Source organism: Enterococcus sp. AZ067, from assembly GCF_051715005.1.
Taxonomy (GTDB): domain Bacteria; phylum Bacillota; class Bacilli; order Lactobacillales; family Enterococcaceae; genus Enterococcus_D; species Enterococcus_D casseliflavus.
In genome coordinates, this window is the sequence record NZ_JBIOSY010000001.1 from 2,101,296 (window position 1) to 2,117,500 (window position 16,205).

Consider the following 16,205-nt stretch of genomic DNA (forward strand, 5'->3'; position numbering starts at 1 on the left):
TCACCTGATTCATCAATAACGATTTTTATCGGTATCTACAGGCACAACAAATAAACAGTCTGTTTTTGCTTATTTGTTTTAATTGGCTGATTAGATACCTACGACACTCATCAATATACCTCTTTCTTTTTTGAACGAGTTTTTTTCATTGTAATATAGAAGCTGTCCTTCTGTCAACTGCACCCAAACTGCCCTTACAAAAAGAAAAAACGCTCAGCAGCTCCTAGAAGCCCCTGAGACGTTTTTTGATTTTAAATGATGCAAGGCGCTTACGAGCGAATCATGTGATCAAAGGCACCTAATGCCGCAGTGGCACCTGAACCCATTGAAGTGATGATCTGCTTGTATACACTATCGGTACAATCCCCTGCTGCAAAGACCCCTTCAATATTGGTTGCGCCGTGTTTGTCTACGACGATCTCATTGCGTTCGTTTAAAACGATGCGATCTTTTAACCATTCGGTATTCGGCATCAAGCCAATCAGGATGAAGACACCCTCAACAGCTAATGTGAATTCGCCATTCGTTTCACGATCAACGTAGGTCAATTGTTCGACATGATCGGATCCAGCAATTTCCTTCGTTGCCGCATTCGTAATAACAGTCACATTTTCTAACGTGTTCAAACGGTTTTGTAGCACAAGGTCCGCTTTTAGTTCCGGTAAAAATTCAAGAACATAGACGTGTTTTGCCATGCCAGCTAAATCGATCGCTGCTTCGATCCCAGAGTTTCCGCCGCCAATGACAGCAACCTCTTTCCCAGCAAATAACGGGCCGTCACAATGTGGGCAATAGGCAACACCTTTATTTTTGAATTCTTTTTCTCCTGGAACATTGATGTTACGCCAGCGAGCGCCAGTTGCTAAAATGGCCGTTTTGGTTTTTAATACTGCACCATTTTCTAATTCAACTTCGATGACATCATTGCGACGAATATCTTTCGCACGCTGCCCTTTCATCACGTCTACATTGTATTCGTTGATGTGCTCTTCTACCTGACGCATTAATTTTGGTCCTTCGGTATAAGGAGTACCGATCATGTTTTCGATCCCCAGGGTTTCCATTACTTGTCCACCCATTGTTTCGACGACCATCCCAGTATTGATGCCTTTACGCGCTGCATAAATCGCTGCGCTTCCGCCTGCAGGTCCGCCACCGACAACTAACACATCGAAAAGCTCTTTTTCAGCAAAGTCATCTTTACTCGTCGGACCAGCTGCTTTTTCCAACAACTGTTCGATCGTTTGACGGCCGCTTGCAAATTCTTCACCGTCTAAAAAGACGGTTGGCACAGCCATAATTTTTTTCTTGTCAATTTCTTCTTTGAACATCCCACCTTCGATCATGGTGTGACTGATGGAAGGATTTAGCACTGCCATGATATTTAACGCTTGAACAACATCAGGACAGTTATGGCAAGTCAAACTGACATAGGTTTCAAAATGTAATGGCTTATCGATCGCTTTGATGCGCTTTTGAAGTGCTTCGTCAATTTTCGGCGGACGACCGCTTACTTGAAGCAACGCTAAAATAAACGAAGTGAACTCATGTCCTAACGGTAAACCAGCAAAAGCGATGCCGCTTTCTTCACCGGGACGATTGATCGAAAAGCTTGGTGTCCGTTCACTTGCTACAGCTTGGATAGTGATTTTTGGCGACATTTCTGCGATTTCTTCTAAGAATTCACGTACTTTTGTGGAAGAATCATCCTCACCTAAAGTTGCCGCAAAAACAACCTCTGATTCTAGCATCGCGAGATACTGCGTCAGTTGGTCTTTGATTGCCTTATCTAATGCCATGAGAGCCTCCTAAATCTTGCCTACAAGGTCTAAGCTTGGCGTTAAAGTTTCTTCGCCTTCTTTCCATTTTGCAGGACATACTTCACCTGGATGAGTACGGACATATTGTGCAGCACGGATTTTATCGATCAAGCCACTAGCATCACGACCGATACCGTCCGCATTGATCTCAACTGTTTGGACTACGCCATCTGGATCGATGATGAATGTTCCACGTTGAGACAACCCAGAAGCTTCATCTAGTACATCAAAGATCTCTGAGATCACATGAGAAGGATCTGCAATCATGATATATTCGATTTTATTGATGGCATCAGAATGATCATGCCATGCTTTATGAGTGTAATGAGTATCTGTTGATACAGAATAAACTTCTGCGCCTAATTCTTTTAATGATGCATATTGATCTTGCAAATCTTCAAGCTCTGTCGGACAAACAAATGAGAAATCTGCAGGGTAAAAACAAACAACGTTCCATTTTCCTTTAAAATCTTCTGATGAAACATCGATAAATTTTCCATTGTGGTAAGCTTTCGCTTCGAATGAACCAATCTCTTTTCCAATTAATGACATATCATTTCCTCCAATTAGAATAATTATTTGAGAATAATCTCTATTAATTATTAGTATATCTAACTATAAAAAGCAATAGTTTATTCAGAAATAGTCAAAAAAAATGTTATCCTCCTCAGAAATGAGCATATTTATTTCCTATCCAATACAAATAGAGTATAGTTGTAAGTTTGACTAATCGTTTCCATTTTAATTCCCTACTTGTTAGATTCTCAATTACACCTCTCATTCTCAATTAAATAAAAAAGATTGCCTCTTCCTATGATTCCTCACCAAGTAAAGTGAGCCATAGAAAAAGGCAATTTTTTATTTAGTATTTAAATAGTTGAACAATCCACTGATCGTTCGATCCCTCAATGTAATCCGCTTACCGTCTAAAAAAACTTCTTCGACTGGGTAATGGTCTTGAAAAGGTGGAACTTCCAAGTATTGACTTGCGAGAAAGCGCTCCGGAGATTCGACTGTTGCTATTTCTTTGCTGCCATTTTTCAGATAATGAATTTCTAACATATTCATTGCCTCTTTTCTTGTATTCTGAACTTTTAAAAAGCATTGAGAGAACCATATTTCTCGCTGTTCTTTTTTGATTGGTTCAGTTACAAGGCGTATTATAATCTTCCTTTTTTTAAAAGTAAAGAAAGCACTCTCGATTGAAGTGTCTCTTATTTTTTTGCTTTCGTATGTCCGATAAAGTAGTCCTCTAAGACACCACCAATAACAAAAATGACCCAAGAGTAAGCCCATGCATGAAACATGAAGGACCAAAGCATGTAAACGACCAAAATCACTGGCCAGTAGACTGTTCGAAAAAAGGTAACTCTACCAGCGGATTCGCCATATTTATGACGTGTTGCTCGATCCCCCGGATGGTCTTCGTCGCGAATAAAATACGTCTCAGTTGCCAGCTTCGCAAAGCCTGTACGGATAATACTTACATAAATAATAAAGAACACACCTGCTGCAACCGTCAAGAAAAACAAGGAAATCCCAAATTCAACAGAATAATAAAACAATTCACTTAAAAGTACTGGCGCAATTGATAAAATACAGGCACCAATTCCTAAAACAAGACCAATACGAAAACTTTTTTCATAATTTGCGAGTTGCTGAGCGGCTTCTCGTTTGGCATCCCTTTTTATTGGACGATCATCCAACTGTTTACGAGCACCGGAAAAGTGCAAACTGCTAGAGATAATAAAACCGACCCCGATGGCGATAAAAAGAAACATCACCATTATTCCAAAGGTCTCAGCATATATACTAACAAAGAGCATCAAGGCTGCTAGGGATGCGATACAAAAACCGATTCCTATAGATAACGAGAAAGCAAAGTGTCGCACAGTTCCCCAATAATCAAACGCATCGTCTTCTGTGATGGCATCGGACCAATCATCAATCGGCGCTTCTTCTTTTGAAACATTTAACTCTTGCAACAGCTCATCTACGGAACCAAACTCACTGATTACTGCACCGATGGCTTCATGCTCGCTTTTCCCTTGGTGAATCAATTCTAAGTAGTGGTCTTCCATAATCGCTAAGAGGTCTTCTTTCGCCTTTTTGGTTTCCGGTGTGATGGGTACTGATAAAAATAAGCTGTCTAGATAGTCATGAATGGTTTTCATTTGTCTCCTCCTTGTAAGAACTGGTCAACGACGATCTTTGTCTGCTGCCACTCCAATAGTTTCTCCGTAAGGCTTGCTCTTCCGTCTGCAGTTATCTGGTAATACGTCCGCTTTTTGCCATGCGTCACTTCTCCAGGATATGAGCGGATCAATCCTTGTTTTTCTAACCGAGTAAAAGCGGAATACAACGTCGTTTCTTTGATCACATATAAAGCATCTGTTCCTTCGCGAATACGCTTGGATATTTCATATCCATAAGAATCTTCATTGGAAAGAATGGATAAAATGATTGCGTCGTTATAGCCGCGAATTCCGTCACTCGAGATCACGCAATCGCCTCCTAAATTACTTCATCTGTCGTACTAATTATAAAACAATTACTACGACAGGTAAAGTAAAGCAGGGAAAGTTATCAAAAATCAGTCGTAGGTCTTAGAAAATAGGAAAATAAAAAGGGACACGCATTCTCAGTAAACTGATACGCGTGTCCTAATTACTTGATTGCTTTTCTCACCTATTTATTCAACGGCTGGTTTGACATCGTCCATCATTAGTTGGATCGACTCCAAGCCTGAACCTGCTAAATACCAAACCGCAGCATCCAATTCAATGACTTGATCGTTTTGCCCAGCATTTGTTTCTTGGACGATTTCATTTGCAACAAATTCACTTTCACTTTCATTGCCGCCGATCGCTTTTGTCCGGTCGATCACGAAAATGATATCAGGATTTTTTTCAAGCAAGTACTCATAAGAAATACTTTGTCCATGTGTCGACGCCTCTAAATCCTCATCTACTGCAGGGAAACCAAACGTATCATACAAGATACTGTAACGAGAACCTGGCCCAAAAGCAGAAAGATTGCCTTCATTTACCATAACAACCAAGGCTTTCTCGTCAGCATTTTGCGCTTGCTCCTTCAAGGTATCGATCTGACCTTGTAACGATGCTAGTTGTTCTTGCGCTTCCTCTTCCTTACCAAAAATTTGACCAATGGTCGTAATGTTGGCTTCGATCGATGCCCAAGTATCACTATTGTCAACGCTTAAGAAAACGGTTGGCGCGATTGCAGACAATTCCTCTTGGAAATCACGTTGTCGCCCAGAAATAATGATTAGGTCTGGCTGCAGTTGATTGATTTTTTCTAAATCAGGCTCTTTGATTCCCCCTGCTGATTCAACATCTGCATACGCTGATAAATAATCTGGTAAATTGCTGGTCGCAGCAGCAACGATTCGATCCCCAAGGCCAAGCGCATCCATCGTGTCTAAGGCGCTATTGTCAAAAACCACCACTTTTTCTGGTGCATAAGGAACAGTAACGGTTCCATTGCTATCGGTGATTTCAACCTCTGTCGGTGTCTGTTCACTCTGAGCAGTTTGGCTTTGCTGTGTCCCTGTCGATTCGATTGTACCAGTATTATTTGATCCGCATGCGGTCAACCCCGCTAATACGAAAATACTCATAAAGCTTACTACAATTTTTTTCATTTTTTTCCTCCTTAGAAATACATTTTATTGGAAGGTATAGCAAAATTGCCGACCATCCACTTGTACCAGTTTGATTGGAATCTCATATAACGATGCCAACACTTGCTCCTGGATCACAGCCTCAGTGTCGGCCGCTTTAAAAATCTGACCGTCTTTCATGGCAACGATGTGATCGGCGTAGCGAGCGGCAAAATTAATGTCGTGCAAGACGATCACAACGGTTTTTTGATAGTCTTCCACCAAGGTGGTCAATAGCTTCATCAGCTGGTTGGCGTGCTTCAAATCTAGATTGTTTAACGGTTCGTCCAACAGCAGATAATCTGTATCTTGAGCCAAGATCATCGCCAAGTAAACTCGTTGTAGCTGACCACCAGAAAGCTCATGAATCGATTGATCGGCGTATTCGGTAATGGATAGCTTAGCCAAAGAATCATCAATGATCCTATCATCCGCTGCCGATTGTCGCCCGCGGTTATACGGATAGCGACCAAATGCCACCAGTTCTCTTACAGTCAGATTGACTGCATAGCGATTGCTTTGTTGCAAAAAAGCCATTTTTTTGGCTAGCTCTTTGGATTTCCATTGGCGAATCTCAGTTCCATCTAAATAAATATCACCAGTTCTCTGGTCCAGCATCCGACTGACCAAGGAGAGTAAGGTGCTTTTTCCCGCACCATTTGGCCCGATAAAGGCAATCATTTTCTGCTCAGGTAATGCTAAAGAACACTCGGTCAACACCTGTGTTTTCACATAATTTTTGGATACGTTTTTTGTTTCGATCATGATTTTTTCCTTTCCAGCAGCAATTTGCTTATAAAGAAGACGCCACCTAATAATTGAATCACCGTACCAATGGTCGTTTGCCATTGAAACACTTGTTCCACTAAGAACTGCCCTCCTACTAACAGGAGAAAACCAATCAGGCTGCCACCCGCAAACAACCACCCATGGCGATAGGTGGGAAAAAGCTGATAGGTGATCGTTGCCACTACAAAGCCGAGAAAAACAGCTGGACCTACGAGTGCCGTAGCGGTACCTGTCAGAAGCGCAATCAAAAATAAAATACCTCTATGAAGCCATTGAACAGGAACGCCTAGACTTTTGGCTTGCCCGCTTCCTAAATGTAATAGATTCAATTCTGGAATCAACAGAATCAGGCAGCTACTACCGATCAAAATGATCACAGCAGCAATTAAGAGATGTTGCGTATTGATATTGCCAAAGCTAGCAAATAAGCGTCCTTGCAGTAAATCATATTCATTCGGGTCCATCAAGACTTGCAAAAACGTGCTCAGACTACTGAACATCGTGCCGCATACCATTCCAGCCATCAACAACAAAAACAATCCGTTGACGGCTTTTTGATAGAAAAAACCGATCAATAAACTTCCTAGAATGGCAGTCAGACTGACAGAGAATAAAAACATCGCTGCTGTTTCTTGGCTTAGCATCTGGATCCCGCCGATAAAAAAGAAACACAGGGTCTGAACCAGGACATATAGTTGATCCAAGCCTAAGATTCCTGGTGTTAAATAGCGATTGCTCGTAACAGTCTGTAAGGTGATCGTACTAAAGGAAATTGCGATCGCCACCAGAGCAAAGGCGAAGATCCGACGGCCCCGCAATGCAAAAGCAAATGACCAATTACCATAGGTGTTATAGGTCAGATAGGCAGTAGCGGCACAAAGGATCAGAAAGAACAAAAGAAAGAGTTTTTTCTTCATTGAAACTTCCTCCCCAGCAGCAAAATCAAGAAGCAGCAACCACCTAGTACACCGGCAACCACACTTACGGGCATCTCATACGGAGCAATCACGATGCGTGCCAATACATCACATAAAAGTAAAAATGCACTTCCAGCAAAGCTGATCAACAGTAGATTATTCTTCAAATGATCCCCAAAGACCATGCCGATCATATTTGGGATAACGATCCCCAGAAAAGGGATTTGTCCAACGGTCAATAAAACGACACTACTGGCAAACGCCACCAGAGCGAACACAGCAAAGCGTAAATACAGATAATTGATCCCCAGACTCTTGGCGGCACTTTCTCCTAAACCAGCAATCGTGATCTCATAAGCTAGGAAATACAACAGACCGAATACTGGAATCGTCAAATACAAAAGTTCATACTGGCCAGCCATAATGGTAGCGAAATTTCCTTGTAGCCAAGAAGAGACATTTTGAACCAATTGGAAACGGTAGGCCAAGAAGCTGCTAATGGCACCGATGATATTACCGAACATCACCCCGGTCAAAGGGAGCATCATTGGATCTTTCTTTGGTAGAAATTGGCTTAAAAATAAAAAGAACAAAACACCTGCATAAGCAAACACAAATGCTGCGGTTGTCCGAATCAAGTTAGAAGCATTTGGCAGAAAAAGCATGACTAGCAAAATTCCTAAACGAGCACTATCAGATAACCCGATCGACTCTGATGCCACAAATTTATTTTGCATCATATGCTGCATGATTTTCCCACATAAACTAATGATTCCACCTGCAATGATCAAACTGATCGTCCGTGGGAGCCTAACTTTTACCAAAACAAGCCAATGATTCGGATCACCCTGCTGTAAACCACTTAATGATAATTCATGGGTACCTACCAGTAACGAACAACCCACAAGAAGAATCAAGATCAGCAGTAATCCGATTTTTTTCAACATGCCCCGCCCCCTCCTTATTGAGAATGATTCTCACTCTCTTTAATAGGGTAACGTATTTCACTTAAAATCACAAGAAGTTTTTAAAAAAAATCCCTTTACCAACGCAATTTCAGTGAAAACGAATCTGCGAAGGCAAGGGATTATGTGATATTTTTCTCTTATAAAAGACTGCGAGCACGTCTTTTTTATCAATGAAGTCTGTTTAATCGCTTTAATCAAATAAATACTTGAGAAGGCTAGATTCAACTTCTGAGTTTCATTCAATAACAAATCATTTACACGTTCAATCGTTTCAATCTGTTGAAACCCCTGTGTAGTTAACACATGCTCATCCCAAGCTGGGGGTAACTTTTCAGATAAAGGGTACTGATGAGCTAACGTGTCCATACAAGGAACATTCGTCTACCGATAACAATCAATTACCAAAAATCGTTCAGTCATAAAACGAGCGTCGTCATATTTTTTACGGGTTTCTTCATCAAAAAGATAGCGATACCAGTCGGCATCAAAGTTCAGCAGAACCCCACCTGGTTTTAATACGCGATACCTTTCATGGGCGCAATCGCTATTTTCTCCCGATTAACGTCAATTCACAAAAATAAACCTGCGATCATCGCAGGTTTATCAAGACTTACTATTTTACTTTAACAAGCCATCAAGGGCCAATTGATTCAAAAAGTGCAGTGGAAATGAGATGGTTGGATTGAAAAAGTAATCCATTGTTGCTAATTGGTGCAAGGTCGTCTTGCTATTGATCAAGGTTGAGATCGTATTGATGATCTCCAAACTTCCACGATCACTCGTAATGATTTGTCCCCCCATGATCACTTTCGTTTGCTGATCAAAAATCAGTTTTAACGTTACTTCAAAATCCTCATCTGTCGCGAAAAATGTCCGAGAATGAAATGTTTGCGTCACTGAATCTACTTCAAAGCCGTAATACGGTGCCTCGGTCTCATTAATACCTGAACTGCTGACGAAATAGCCAAACAATTTACTGACGACGGTCCGTTGCATTTTTGGAAAAGGAATTTTCGTTGTTCCCCGTTCATTTGCCAATAAATTGGTGGCAGCAACGATCCCGGTGCGGTAAGCATTTGTTACTAAAGGAATATACAAGGAGCTATCCGAATGATTAAATGGGATCGAAACAAGATCCCCAATTGCATAAATCGCTGGGTCAGACGTTTGCAAATACTCATTTGTCGATACCGTGCCATCCAGATTTAATTTCAGAAAATCTTCTACTAGCGCAACATTTGGACGTGGATTGACAGCATAAACGACCACGTCAGCTTGAATTTTCGTTCCATTTGACAGCTCAATTCCTTGATAATCGCCTTTCTCATTTTTGATCGTATGAGCGACATTGCTGTTAAGATAGATCTGCAAATTTTTAGGAAAGCGTTCCATCAAAATTTTGGCAATTTCATGATCAAAATAACGGAACAACAGCGTATCCATGCGATCGATCAAATGAACGGCTTTTTGTTGTCCGCTTAAAGATTCCGCTAATTCAAACCCGATCAGACCAGCGCCGACGATCGCAACGGTTTGGGCATTCTCGATTTTTTCTAATGCTTGCTTTGATTGACCAATGGTTTTATAGGTCGTTATATGTGCTTCGACATCTAAGGCAAACTCCGAACGGAAAGTACTCGATCCCATCGCCAAAATCAAGCCATCATAACTCACTTCATCTTCTTGCTGATAAGATTCCGTTGATGTGACAAAATGAACCGTTCGTTCTTGCGGAAAGATTTTTGTGACTTCACTGTTTAGCATCACATTGATTCCTTCTGAAAGAAGTTCACTGGCAGTTGCCGTTTTGGAATCTTCCAAACGCTGAATGTAACCTTCCAGTACTAAATTCAAACTGCTGGCAACATAACCAAGAACGCTTGATTTTTCTATAATTATCACATCGACTTTTGGGTCAACTTTTTTTAAATGACGGGCAGCAGCAATTCCTGCATGAGAGCCTCCAATAATCACTATTCTCATATCTTTTCCAACTCGCTTTCAAGGTTCTCATTTCGTATTTCATCCACGATTTGATGAAGCCGCTCTTCTTCAAATGGGGTTGCACCACCTGTTAAAATCAATCGTTTTTTATAACGATAGCCTTCCGAGATCTCAGAATGATCAACGATCAATAGATCATAGTCCTTCTCCTTCGTCCCATCGAAGTGAATATTCGGATAGCCAGCCAATTCTTTGATCAAAAAGCGCCGTAAAAAGCCACTGCGTAATCGTGATTGAGTCAGTAAAATCCCTACCGTAAATGCTTTTTCCTGTTTTACTTGAATCCATTGACGGATCAAAAGCAATTCATTGGTCAAATGCTGCTTTTTCTCAAGAGAAAAGGACTGGTTTACGTTTTTCTCCAACTGTTCGATTGCTTGCTGTGCCACTTCGATCAAGCTCTCATTCGCAACACTTTGCGGCTGAAATTCAGCAAAGGCAATAATGCCGCCATGAATATACAACGCTTGGATCGTCACACTCGTCAAGAAGACGCGTAATTCCGTAGAAGTTTCTGTAGTCTTTCTTTCACTATCACCAATGGCCTGCAGCAGCTCCCCATTTAACGCATCGATCTCTTGGAAGAAAAGTGATTTTTGCAAGGAGTCATCCAGTGAAGGGCGAATCAAGCCTTCAGCTAATAAAAATAAATAGAAATATACCGTTTCATAATCGCTCCAGGATACGGCAAAACGACTGAGATAGCGCCCTAATATATTCCGCAAAAGCTGGAACATCGCTTCATTTTCCAATGACTTCAACAATGGATACGAGGCTTCATGCTGTTGCGAGCCGCGATAATCAAAACGGGCTTCCATAATGCCTAACCAAAGCCCGACTTTCCAACGCTCTGCTTGACTAAACGTTGTCTGCAACTGTTTTTCAATGACTCGAATCAAATTGTTGATGGCTGGTGCATTCAAGCGAGCGATCAATTCTTCATTGGGATAACTTTGTGAAAAAAACTGATAATAGAAAAAGCGAATCTGTTTTTCATCCCCAATCAATTTTTTATTTTTTAATTGGATGTCGAATTCTTTCAATAACTGATTGATCGCTTTGAATCGACGAAACAATGAAGCTTCACTCAACATCAGTTCTAACATCATTTTCGTCGTTGACTCATCTCGATGAAAAAACAAATACGACAATATCTGAAAATCGATTGCTTCTGAAAGATACGCATAAAAAAATTGCTTCAGGGAAAAATCAAGAGGCAATACCAATTGCACTTGATCATTTTCTGAATAGATCAAAGCTGCGTCTTCATGGAAAGCAGCTAAATTTTGATGAAGATTTTGAAGTTCTTTTTGCAAAGTGGGCGCGGAAATGGATAACGTTTTTGCAAGTTTTTTATAAGAGACTTCTGAGCCATTCTGAAAAAAAACAGCCAAAATTTGAAAATGTACCTGCTGATTTTTTTCAAGCAGCTGCATCACATTCATTCTTGAACCTCCTTCACCTTTCACATACTAATTTCCCAATTAATGAGTCGTTTGTCAACTATAAAAATTGCCTGAATGACTTTGAGTTCGATGGAAAAAGCGTTATTTATTGTTCCTAAAGCATAGGAATGGTAAAATTCTTGAGAAGAAAGGTGGTGAACTATGGGAAAACGAATGTTAGCATTTTTTCGAACGGATCGATTATTTTCGATTTCCCTGCTACTAGCACTTATTGCGTGTTTTTTCGGCACCTTCCGTTGGTCGTTTATTGACTTTAAAGTGATTTTATCACTGTTTGGATTAATGTTAGTAATCAATGGGTTAGAAGAAGCTGGTCTTTTACGAGCATTTGGACAAAAATTAGTGGAAAAAAGTCGCAATCTGCGTGACTTGATCCGCGCAAGCGTCTTGCTAAGCTTCTTCAGTTCGATGTTTTTAACAAATGACGTGGCTATCTTAACTTTATTGCCCATCTATTTACTCTTAACGAGGAAAGAACAACAGCACACCAGTGTCTTATTAGGCGCTGTCTATTTGATCGTAGCAGCCAATTTAGGAAGCAGCCTGTTTCCATTTGGAAATCCGCAAAATCTATTTTTATTTTCTTACTATCAGATTTCGCTGCCACAATTCATGTGGACTACTGGCACCTTTGTGGGACTTTCATTACTATTACTCCTTGTTTCGATCCAGCTCATCCCAAAGACTCCATTGGAAATCGCCCTGCAAGAAGAACCCTTTGAAAAAAAGCCAGCGCTGCTTAATTCAGGATTATTTGTTCTTATGATTCTTGGTATTTTTAGTGTTCTCCCTATTTCAATCGCCGTGCTTGTCGTCGCAGCCGTGGTTTGGTTTAGTAATAAACGATTATTTGCAAAAGTTGATTATCGATTACTACTTACCTTTCTCTGCTTCTTCTTGATCGTCGGGAATATTCAAGACCTATCTCTGGTCACCGATCACATTCGACCGTATTTTCAAGAAACGCATCGCGCTTTTTTAGGTAGTATTTTACTCTCCCAAGGAATATCTAACGTTCCAGCAGCAATTTTGATTGCTCCTTTTACCGATTTAGAAAAAGCCGTTCTTTTGGGCGTCAATGTTGGTGGTTTGGGTACATTGATTGCTTCTTTGGCGAATTTGATTGGGTACAAATTATTGAAACAAGCCAGACCAAAAGAAGCGAGAACGTTTCAAAAGCTGTTTTTTATCGTCAACATCATTTTTTTACTGTTATTAGGCAGCATCGTATACCTTCTATTGTAGCAAATTCACTGTAAAACGAGATTCCAGCATAAGATGTTTCCAGTCAGCAGCCAAAAGAAGCCTAGCTCCTGTACCTGTTTCTTGATCTTATGTCAGAATCTCGTTTTTTCGATACCCATTGTGTGATTTTACTTAGGCTAAGAGAAGCTCAAAGGTGATTTTCGTTTGGCTTTCGACAGTCAATGCCTCACCAAAGACATGTTGAACCATTTGTTGCCGTTGTTCCAATGAATACTCCTCCTCAAAATAAAGATGAAATATTTCTTGATCGATCTCTTCCTTCAAAATATACTCGAATTGCCGACTCTGCCAATCGATCGCTTCTTCTGAAAACCACTTCTTGTACCAAGTGTTTAAGTTCAGGTCATTCTTCGCTGAAAGATTTTTTTCATAAGGCTGAAACACGTTTTCTTCTTCTGCGATCATTCTTAGAATAATCAATTGATGGGCCTTTTTTTGAAACTGAAGCAATGCTTCTTTGTCTCTGACTGCTGGATTCATTGCCATAAAAATACAGGGCCAGTGCTGGTCTGCAGATAAAAAGTCTTTTTGGCTCTGCTGAACCAGATGGAGCTTGTTCATCGGATCTTCCGTCGTTTCTTCAATGATTTTTAACATTTCTTTTGAAAAATCAATTGCGTAATACTCATCTACATAAGGATAAAATGCTGAAATGTAGCGGCCAGTCCCCGCAGCAAAGTCAACGAAGGCCGATATCGGGAACACTTTCTGCTCCACCAAAAAAGCTGCTACCTCTTCGGCAATTTTCAATTGGGATTCTCTTTGAATCTGTGCATATTCTTGGGCAAATTCCTCCCAAAACAGCATCGCTTCCTCTTCTTCCATCTAGCGGACGCCTCCAGTGATCACTGTCTTTCCTTTTGTTCCTTGCTCAACCGCTTTTGTAGCGAGCTTTAAGGTCTCGATGGTAATTCCTCCATCAAACGTTTGGACCGCAGTCGTATGGATCTTTTTGTCAGCGAGTAACGAGGCGATCCGTTGCAAAATGCTCCCTTGTGTTTCAATCATCAACTGAGCATCTGTTTTTGCGAACATATACTCCCAATAAAAATCGATGCCGAGGTTTTTATATGGATTTAAATCTAGCGCTTCTTTCGTATTCACGATCATTCCGACTTTGCCAAACGGCAAGATTGCTTTCGTTAATTGTGGCAAATAGGCCGAGGCGTCATAAAAAATTGCAACGGCTGAAAAAGGCTCAGTGATTTGTTCAGCTAACGGCAAGCGATGATTAAGTACTTGATCCACTTGATTGTTTTTAAGCCACTGATCGTTCTTAGGACTCGCAGTGCCATAGACTGTCAATCCTGCCCATTTTGCTAGTTGCGCCGCAATTGAGCCAACACCACCGCTGGCATTGACCAATAAAATCGATCCTTCATTCGCGTTTTCTTCAGGCACGTACCCAAATTTTTCAAAAAGCAATTCCCACGCTGTAATACTCGTTAATGGCATAGCTGCAAGATCGCCATCAGAAAAGCCGGCTGGTGCCTTTGCTGCGATCCGAGAATCAACTGTTTGGAACCTTTGATTCGCACCAGGTCGTTGTGTGGTTCCAGCATAAAACACCCGATCACCAACGGCAAAGCCATTAACTGCTGAGCCGATTTCTTTAACGATCCCAACGGCGTCATACCCTTGGATCTGGAACGCTTCACTTAAAGCAGTCATCTGCCGTCTTTTTGTATCGATTGGATTGACCGAAACTGCCTGTACTTCCACCAATAAATCATTTGCTTGGCAATTGGGTATCGGAATTTCCTTTTCAATAAATACATTTGACTCATCTAAAGATCGTCCTTCATAAAAACCTAGTGCTTTGTTTTTCATCATACTGCTCCTTCCAAAAAAAGTGCTGAATAGTTATAAAAACCATTCTAGCACTTTTAATGAATTTAGAACATTTATTCTTCACCTTCCACGACAAGCGGAACCAAAAATGGATAGCTTGTGAAGAAATCTAATAAGGATCGCTTCCATTGATCTGAATCAATCGTTAGTAAAGTGGACTCTGTATACAAATGGATCGTCAATCGTTGATTTTTATCAAGTAAAACAAGAATTTCGCCTTTGTTTTCTGTGATAAAATCATATTGCTGATTCTCCATTGTAATAATGAAAATTTGATCGAGAACTTCTGCTGCAACAGCAAAGTCCGTCTCCATATCGACAGCCAATGTTTGGGTATTGTCGATCAAGCTTGGTGAAACCGTAAAGCCTAATTCTTTTAAATGCGCCAATACCAAGTTGACATCATAATTAAAGAGCGAAAGCTGATTGACCGAGAAAATATTCTCCGCATGCCATTGACTGATTAAATGCAAAATCTGTTCATCATTGACAACCACCGACTGGGAGTTTGAATTGATAGTCAACAATGGCAAATAATTAGATTGATACGTAGAATTGACTGGATTAAGTTTGAAACTAAACTCGAGCTCCTTTGTTTCTGTTAAACGAAAACGGACATTGAAATGCTTTGTCTTCCATGTGTCATAGTTATCAGTAGCAGTTAAATGAATCGTTTTTAATGGTTTCAAGAATTCATAGGCATAGTATTCAAGCAATGTCTTTTTGGCGATCACCGAAATATCTTGATCTGTTAAAATCAACTGGCGGTAATGAGCAAGCAATCCAGAAAAATCAGCTTCCATAATTGATTTTCTCAATTTTAAATCAGCTAGTTCGTTTTCGGCTTGCTCAATAAGCGATTCGATTCGTTGGTGATCTTGCGCTTTTACAGCATAATAATCATCTTCGTAGTCAGTTTCTTCTTTTGCTGAATCAAAAGAATCATCCACTACATTTCCACTATCTTCTACTAAAGGACCGTCATTCACTAAGTCCGTCGCATTTGTTGATACGTTTTCCTCGACTTCATTAGCCCCTTCTGTTTGGACCTCTAGAGTCGGTTCCTGCTCCAGCAGCTGTGATTCCTCAGGATTCGTCTGCGTTTCTTTCGTCAACTTCAGTCAGCTCCTTTCCAGTATAGTGAGCTAAGAAAGCCATTATTTTTGCCGTAAATTCATCAAATGATCCAAAAAAGGTATCAATTTGACGGAATTCTTTTTCCACGATTGCTTTCTTTAAGCGCAATGTTTGGTATTGCTGTTGCAGACGCTCTTTTTCAGCAAAAACCTCTTCGTCATTATTTGAATATCTTTCCCATTCCCGACGTTTGGCTTCTAATGCTTTTCGCTCAGAAGTCAACTGCTCTAGTTCTTCATCGATTTTTGTCCGATTGAAAAAGCCCTTTGACTCACTCAATTCATTTACAGATGCCGTAAGCTTAT

The 16,205-nt window shown here is 40.6% G+C and carries 16 protein-coding genes (1 of these 16 only partly in view); 1 reads left to right on the forward strand and 15 read right to left on the reverse strand.

What is annotated here, in order from left to right:
- Window positions 1–269: 269 nt before the first annotated feature.
- The 11 genes from ahpF to IGI82_RS10070 form a co-directional block, all read right to left on the reverse strand.
- Window positions 270–1,799, reverse strand: a complete 1,530-nt coding sequence (gene ahpF, locus IGI82_RS10020; RefSeq protein WP_438842149.1) for an alkyl hydroperoxide reductase subunit F — start codon at window positions 1,797–1,799, stop codon at window positions 270–272.
- A 9-nt stretch (window positions 1,800–1,808) separates the two neighbouring features.
- Window positions 1,809–2,372, reverse strand: coding sequence for an alkyl hydroperoxide reductase subunit C (gene ahpC, locus IGI82_RS10025; RefSeq protein WP_005226227.1), 564 nt, complete (start codon window positions 2,370–2,372; stop codon window positions 1,809–1,811).
- Window positions 2,373–2,678: 306 nt separating this feature from the next.
- Window positions 2,679–2,882, reverse strand: coding sequence for a hypothetical protein (locus IGI82_RS10030; protein ID WP_010748444.1), 204 nt, complete (start codon window positions 2,880–2,882; stop codon window positions 2,679–2,681).
- A gap of 152 nt (window positions 2,883–3,034) precedes the next feature.
- Complete coding sequence (locus tag IGI82_RS10035) at window positions 3,035–3,994, reverse strand: permease prefix domain 1-containing protein (RefSeq protein ID WP_005226228.1); 960 nt, start codon at window positions 3,992–3,994, stop codon at window positions 3,035–3,037.
- Entirely contained in the window at window positions 3,991–4,323 is a 333-nt protein-coding gene (locus IGI82_RS10040; RefSeq protein ID WP_005226229.1) for a PadR family transcriptional regulator, read from the reverse strand. Before IGI82_RS10040 ends, IGI82_RS10035 begins: the two co-directional genes overlap by 4 nt.
- Window positions 4,324–4,512: 189 nt before the next feature.
- Complete coding sequence (locus IGI82_RS10045) at window positions 4,513–5,484, reverse strand: siderophore ABC transporter substrate-binding protein (protein ID WP_010748446.1); 972 nt, start codon at window positions 5,482–5,484, stop codon at window positions 4,513–4,515.
- 24 nt (window positions 5,485–5,508) lie between these two features.
- Entirely contained in the window at window positions 5,509–6,267 is a 759-nt protein-coding gene (locus IGI82_RS10050; RefSeq protein WP_438842150.1) for an iron ABC transporter ATP-binding protein, read from the reverse strand.
- Window positions 6,264–7,208 (reverse strand): iron chelate uptake ABC transporter family permease subunit, encoded by a 945-nt coding sequence (locus tag IGI82_RS10055; protein ID WP_005236195.1) that lies wholly within the window; start codon window positions 7,206–7,208, stop codon window positions 6,264–6,266. Before IGI82_RS10055 ends, IGI82_RS10050 begins: the two co-directional genes overlap by 4 nt.
- The gene (locus IGI82_RS10060; protein WP_074933634.1) at window positions 7,205–8,155 is read right to left on the reverse strand and encodes an ABC transporter permease; all 951 of its coding nucleotides are present in this window, start codon (window positions 8,153–8,155) and stop codon (window positions 7,205–7,207) included. Before IGI82_RS10060 ends, IGI82_RS10055 begins: the two co-directional genes overlap by 4 nt.
- A gap of 639 nt (window positions 8,156–8,794) precedes the next feature.
- Entirely contained in the window at window positions 8,795–10,159 is a 1,365-nt protein-coding gene (locus IGI82_RS10065; protein ID WP_438842151.1) for an FAD-dependent oxidoreductase, read from the reverse strand.
- Window positions 10,156–11,625 carry a helix-turn-helix domain-containing protein gene (locus tag IGI82_RS10070; RefSeq protein ID WP_010748448.1) on the reverse strand — a complete coding sequence of 490 codons (1,470 nt, stop codon included), beginning with the start codon at window positions 11,623–11,625 and terminating at the stop codon, window positions 10,156–10,158. Before IGI82_RS10070 ends, IGI82_RS10065 begins: the two co-directional genes overlap by 4 nt.
- Window positions 11,626–11,787: 162 nt before the next feature.
- Here IGI82_RS10070 and IGI82_RS10075 point away from each other — a divergent pair, with 162 nt between their 5' ends.
- Entirely contained in the window at window positions 11,788–12,891 is a 1,104-nt protein-coding gene (locus tag IGI82_RS10075; protein WP_087627567.1) for an SLC13 family permease, read from the forward strand.
- Window positions 12,892–13,023: 132 nt separating this feature from the next.
- On the opposite strand, the gene IGI82_RS10080 is transcribed toward IGI82_RS10075, so the two are convergent.
- The 4 genes from IGI82_RS10080 to IGI82_RS10095 form a co-directional block, all read right to left on the reverse strand.
- Window positions 13,024–13,737, reverse strand: coding sequence for a methyltransferase domain-containing protein (locus IGI82_RS10080; protein ID WP_438842152.1), 714 nt, complete (start codon window positions 13,735–13,737; stop codon window positions 13,024–13,026).
- On the reverse strand, window positions 13,738–14,745 hold the full coding sequence (locus tag IGI82_RS10085) for a zinc-binding alcohol dehydrogenase family protein (RefSeq protein ID WP_034695642.1): 1,008 nt from the start codon (window positions 14,743–14,745) through the stop codon (window positions 13,738–13,740).
- Window positions 14,746–14,816: 71 nt separating this feature from the next.
- On the reverse strand, window positions 14,817–15,878 hold the full coding sequence (locus IGI82_RS10090) for a hypothetical protein (protein ID WP_060793107.1): 1,062 nt from the start codon (window positions 15,876–15,878) through the stop codon (window positions 14,817–14,819).
- Window positions 15,850–16,205: the final stretch of a hypothetical protein gene (locus tag IGI82_RS10095; RefSeq protein ID WP_005226241.1), read on the reverse strand. Its footprint extends 556 nt past the window's final position; 356 of the gene's 912 nt are visible here — the last part of the coding sequence; its start codon lies beyond the right edge, outside the window — the gene reads right to left on this strand; its stop codon occupies window positions 15,850–15,852. Before IGI82_RS10095 ends, IGI82_RS10090 begins: the two co-directional genes overlap by 29 nt.